We start from the raw sequence: 5,129 nt of genomic DNA on the forward strand, positions 1-5,129 counted from the left end.
TCCTGCCGGGAGGCATCCTGCCGTCTCGCCGACCTGCAGCAGAGAGCGGCCCCGAACCCGAGACGCTCACCGAGGTCGCGGTTCTCTACACCCGCGTGCAGATGCTTCAGGAGCTGCTCGATCAGAGCCATCCCCTCGATGCCTTCGATGTGGTGGGCATGTACGAGCGCACGGTGGAGGCCATCGCAGCCATAAGCCGTGGGCGTGTTCTCGAGGGCTCGGGACCGATGCACGTCCTTCTCTTCGATGGGTCCATCGTGCAGAACCCGGTGGCCTGCGCCGTGAAGGCGGTGAAGCGCTTGAAGGAAGAGGTGGGGATGCTTGCGGAGCGCAGCGGCTGCCCGGAGGTGCAGGGGAACGCCTCCAGCCTATTCCTGAGCGCGGGTATCTTCACCGCGATGGTTCGACCCATGAAAGACGGCAGCGTTGACGAGCCGGTGCGGCGCGATCTGCTCAATGCCGCCCGCCGCCTGCATGACCTTTCTGCGGCAGAGCGCAAGTACTGCATGCTCTGCGAGGCCAGCTGGGAACGGGTGAAGACCGAGCTCCAGCCCGAGGCTGCCCCGTTCAAGCGGGTCTATGTCAGCGGCCGGCCGCAGCCGTTGCAGGTGTATGAGTTCGTGGGAGGCGGGCAGAGCGGAGGACGGGAGGTGGGCGTCGCCGGATGACGCCCTCGAGCGCGCATGTCCCTCTTGCCCACCGATGATCTCGCGCCGCTGACCCGGACCTCGCTCGCCCTTCAAGGCGTGGTCGACAAGCTCCTCGCCACCGTGCAGCGCGACGACTGCGTGACGGCGGTGCACACCGTTGAGCCTTGCGAGGCGCAGCACGCTGACTGGCCGGAAGGGCTTGACCCACGTCTGGTCGAGGCCCTGCGATCTCGCGGCATCGAGCGCCTCTACACCCATCAGGCGGAGGCTGTTTCACACGCACTGCACCAGCGCGACGTGGTGGTGGTCACACCGACCGCCAGCGGAAAGACCGTCTGCTACAACCTGCCCGTGCTCAACACCTTGCTCGCCGATCCGGACGCGCGGGCGCTGTACCTCTTTCCCACCAAGGCCCTGGCTCAAGATCAGCTGGCTGAGCTGCAAGACACCTCCGACCTCCTGGGCGAGGAGGCGGGCATCCGCGCCTTCACCTTCGACGGAGACACGCCAGACGACGCGAGGCGGGCCATACGCGCGCGCGCCCACGTGGTCATCACCAATCCGGACATGCTGCACAGCGGCATCCTTCCGCATCATGCGCGCTGGTCCCGCCTCTTCCAGAACCTGCGCTACGTGGTGATCGACGAGCTGCACACCTATCGGGGGGTGTTCGGCAGCCACCTGTGCAACGTGCTGCGCCGGCTTCAACGCATCTGCCGCTTCTATCAGGGCGATCGACAGCCCACGTTCATCATGTCGAGCGCCACCATCGCCAACCCCGGTGAGCTGGCGGCTCGCCTCATCGAGCGCGAGGTCGCCCTGGTCGATCGCAACGGCGCTCCGCGCGGGCGCAAGGAGTTCATCTTCTACAACCCGCCGGTCATCAACCCGGAGCTCGGCATCCGCCGCTCGTGCATCAACCAGGCGCGCTGGATCACGTCACGCTTCCTGCAGGCGGGCGTGCAGACCATCGCATTCACCACGTCCCGCCAGAACGTCGAGGTGCTCACCCGCTACCTCAAGGAAGACATCGAGCGCACCCCGCTCGAGCGTGGCACCGTGCGCGGCTATCGGGGCGGCTATCTTCCCAACACGCGTCGTGAGATCGAGCGTGGTCTGCGCAGCGGCGAGATTCGCGGCGTGGTGAGCACAAACGCCCTCGAGCTCGGCATCGACATCGGGCATCTCGATGTGGCTGTCCTGGCCGGCTATCCCGGATCGGTGGCGAGCACCTGGCAGCAGGCGGGCCGCGCGGGCCGGCGCAATGAGCGCTCGGTGGCGGTGCTGGTTGCCCGCAGCGATCCGATGGATCAGTTCATCGTGACGCATCCGGAATATTTCTTCGGGCGCCCTCCCGAGATGGGGCTCATCAACCCGGACAATCTCCTCATCCTGCTAAGCCACGTGAAGTGCGCGGCCTTCGAGCTGCCGTTCCAGGCTGATGAGCGCTTCGGGCGGGAGAGCCTGATAGAGATGCTCGACTACCTCGCTGAGGAGCGGGTTCTGCAGCGTCACGGCGACCGCTGGCACTGGGCGCAGGATGTGTATCCGGCCGATCAGGTGAGCCTGCGCAGCATCTCCACCGAGAACTTCGTCATCATGGACGAGACGCGTGACAACAGGGTCATCGCCGAGGTCGATTATCGGAGCGCGCCGACCACGGTGTATCAAGACGCCATCTACATGTGCGAGACCGAGCCGTACAACGTTCGTCGCATCGAGTACGATCAGCGCCGCGTGTATGTTCGCAAGGTGGAGGTCGACTACTACACCGAGGCCATCACGAACACGTCCGTGAAGATCCTCGAGACCTTCGAGTCGGAGAGCCTGCCTGGGGCCACGCGCGAGCACGGCGAGGTGCACGTGGCGTGGCGGGTGTCCGGCTTCAAGAAGATCAAGTTCCACACGCGTGAGAACGTGGGGTATGGCGAGGTGCATCTCCCCGATCAGGAGATGCACACCACCAGCTACTGGCTCACCTTGCGCGAGGAGGCCTGGCGACCGCTGGGCTTCACCCGCGCCGAGATCCTCGACGGCGTCGTGGGACTGGCCTACGTGCTCCATCACCTCGCGCCCATTCACCTGATGTGCGACATCGGAGACATCGCCCAGTGTGTAGGCGACCTCAATGCGCGATGGTTCGTGGGGCAGGATGCGGCGCGGGGGCGCTACACCCTCGAGCGGCCGGAGAGCGGTCCACCCGTGGTGCTCGAGCAGGGGATGCGTCTGGCAGGACCGTCGGCGTTGGCTGTCGATTCTCTGGAGAGCCTCGATCGATTCGAGCCCACGGTCTTCCTGTACGACAGCTATCCTGGCGGCATCGGGTTCTCGTCAGCGCTGTACGACGTGCACGCCCGCCTGCTGCGCGAGGCCAGCGACACGCTCGATGGCTGCGCCTGCGAGGCCGGGTGCCCGTCTTGCGTCGGCCCCGTGAACGAGGTGGGCGTGCGCTCGAAGGAAGTGGCACGGGCCATTCTCAGCGCCCTTCTCGTGTCGTCTCCCGCATTGCCCTGAGCCCCATCGTCAAGCCGAGTCCGAGGAGTACCGACATCGTGGATCTGCGTTCCCGGCTTGCCGCCCTCGGCGTCAGCGCCCCTGCGGCCCCTGCTCCTTCGCCCCAGGAGGCTGCGTCATCGGTGCGCGATCGCCTGCGCCGTCTCGGTGTGGAGGGCCAGCCTGCGGACCTGGAGCCCCTGCGTGCGGAACCGCTGCATCTGCTGCCGGGGGCGCGCGTGATGGGCGATGAGAGCACGGGCTATCTGCGCATCGAGCGCACACTCGATGCGCAGACGGGGGAGCGCTTGCGTGACTGGACCGAGCGCTGGCACGAGGATCATGCGCGCACGCTCGCACCCGAGGCACGGCTGCGCAGCGATCAGGCGGATCGAGCGCTGTTCATCGACACCGAGACCACCGGTCTCGGCGGCGCCAGCACGGTGGTCTTCCTGGTCGGCTGCCTCCACCTGGTCGATGGCGCGCCGCGATTGACGCAGCTCTTCCTCACCCATCTCGGCGGAGAGCACCAGATGCTCTCCGATCTGCTCGCGCTGACGGCTGCCCATGATTTCCTCGTCTCGTACAACGGCAGGGCGTTCGACGTTCGCGCGCTGGGGGATCGCTATGTTCTCAACCGCCTCCCCGAGGGCCAGCGCCTGCTCGACGAGCGGCCCCATCTCGATCTGCTGCATCCAGCGCGTCGCATCTGGCGCAACGCCCTCGATGACTGCCGCCTGGCGACACTGGAGCGCGACGTGCTGCAACGGCATCGCGGTCACGACATCGACAGTGCCAGCATACCGGGCGAGTACTATGCCTACCTGCGCAGCGGTCGCACCGATGGGATGCGCGCCGTGATCCGTCACAATGAGTGGGACGTGATCACACTGGCGCTGCTCGGCGCGCGCATGCTGCGCATGCTCAGCGATCCTGGCGACGCCGTGCTTCCGGCCGGGTCACCCGACACGGTGGCCGCGCTGCGACACGGGGAGGAGCGCGCGGGGCTGGGCGCGCTGCACGCCGCTCGAGGGGATGCCGTCCGCGCGGAGGCGGTGATGCGCGATGGGCTGCAATCGGCGAGTGCCGTCACCCGCTACCTTGCGCGCAAGCGACTGGCGTCGCTGCACAAGAAGCAGGGAGAGACGAATCGCGCGCTGTCCCTGTGGCAGATGATGATCGAGGAGAACGCCCTCGGCGAGCCACACCCCTATCACGAGATTGCAAAGGTGCTCGAGCATCAGCACAGAGATCATCACGCCGCGCTCGCGATCGTGGAACGCGCGCTTGCGATCTTCCACGGTCGGCCGGATCAGCGCCCCGCGCTCGAGAAAAGAAAGCAGCGCCTCGAGGAGGCGCTGCTGCGGAAGGAGCGAGCCAGGGCGACTACTTCTCGACGCGAACCGCCGTCGTGTTGACGGCGGCGTGCTCGACCCCTTCCTTCTCGTAGGTCAGGATGGCCTTGGTGTCGCCCACGCCCACGGCGCGGAAGCGCTGGATGGTGGTGGCGGGCTGTGGCTTCTGCTTCGGCTTTGGCGCGGGGGCCGGCACGACCGTGCGTCCCAGCGACTGCAGCACGCCGCCATCATAGCTGCGCTCCATCAGCTTCCAGGTCCACGCGGCATCGGGGCTGGCCAGCGGGATGCTGAACTCGTCTCCCGGCTGACAGTAGAACACCTGGCTCGTGGAGCGGGCCGCGCTCGTCGAAGGCTCGCTGCGCACAACCACGGTGAACGTGCGGGCGGGCGGCTTTCCCTTCTCGAATGCGCGCGCATAGGTGAACACGAGGGTTGTGAGGCCGGTCTCTCCCTGCTTCACGTGATAGACCGTCCATCCGGACGCGCCCGGGGCCGCCGACGTGGGTCGCACGTAGGCGCCCTTGTCGATGGTGAAGCCGTGCTGTGGCTTCATCGCCTTCACGCTCCACTGGTAGCCGGTGGTCGGGTTGCTCCGAAGGCTGATGGTGGCCTCCTCACCGTTGTGGAT

General features: G+C 66.7%; 4 protein-coding genes. 3 read left to right on the forward strand and 1 reads right to left on the reverse strand.

Annotated features, from left to right (window positions below; all coding sequences use genetic code 11):
• The 3 genes from EB084_19130 to EB084_19140 form a co-directional block, all read left to right on the forward strand.
• Window positions 1-668 (forward strand): hypothetical protein (locus EB084_19130; GenBank protein NDD30376.1); only part of this gene is annotated, 668 nt, incomplete at its 5' end.
• 15 nt (window positions 669-683) lie between these two features.
• The gene (locus EB084_19135) at window positions 684-3,164 is read left to right on the forward strand and encodes a DEAD/DEAH box helicase (GenBank protein NDD30377.1); all 2,481 of its coding nucleotides are present in this window, start codon (window positions 684-686) and stop codon (window positions 3,162-3,164) included.
• Window positions 3,165-3,202: 38 nt separating this feature from the next.
• Window positions 3,203-4,561, forward strand: coding sequence for a hypothetical protein (locus EB084_19140; protein NDD30378.1), 1,359 nt, complete (start codon window positions 3,203-3,205; stop codon window positions 4,559-4,561).
• On the opposite strand, the gene EB084_19145 is transcribed toward EB084_19140, so the two are convergent.
• A complete protein-coding gene (locus EB084_19145) occupies window positions 4,530-5,129 on the reverse strand; it encodes a hypothetical protein (protein ID NDD30379.1) in 600 nt (199 codons plus the stop codon). The two genes, EB084_19140 and EB084_19145, sit on opposite strands and share 32 nt — an antisense overlap.

It is taken from the genome of Pseudomonadota bacterium (assembly GCA_010028905.1).
In the GTDB taxonomy this organism is placed as follows: Bacteria; Vulcanimicrobiota; Xenobia; order RGZZ01; family RGZZ01; genus RGZZ01.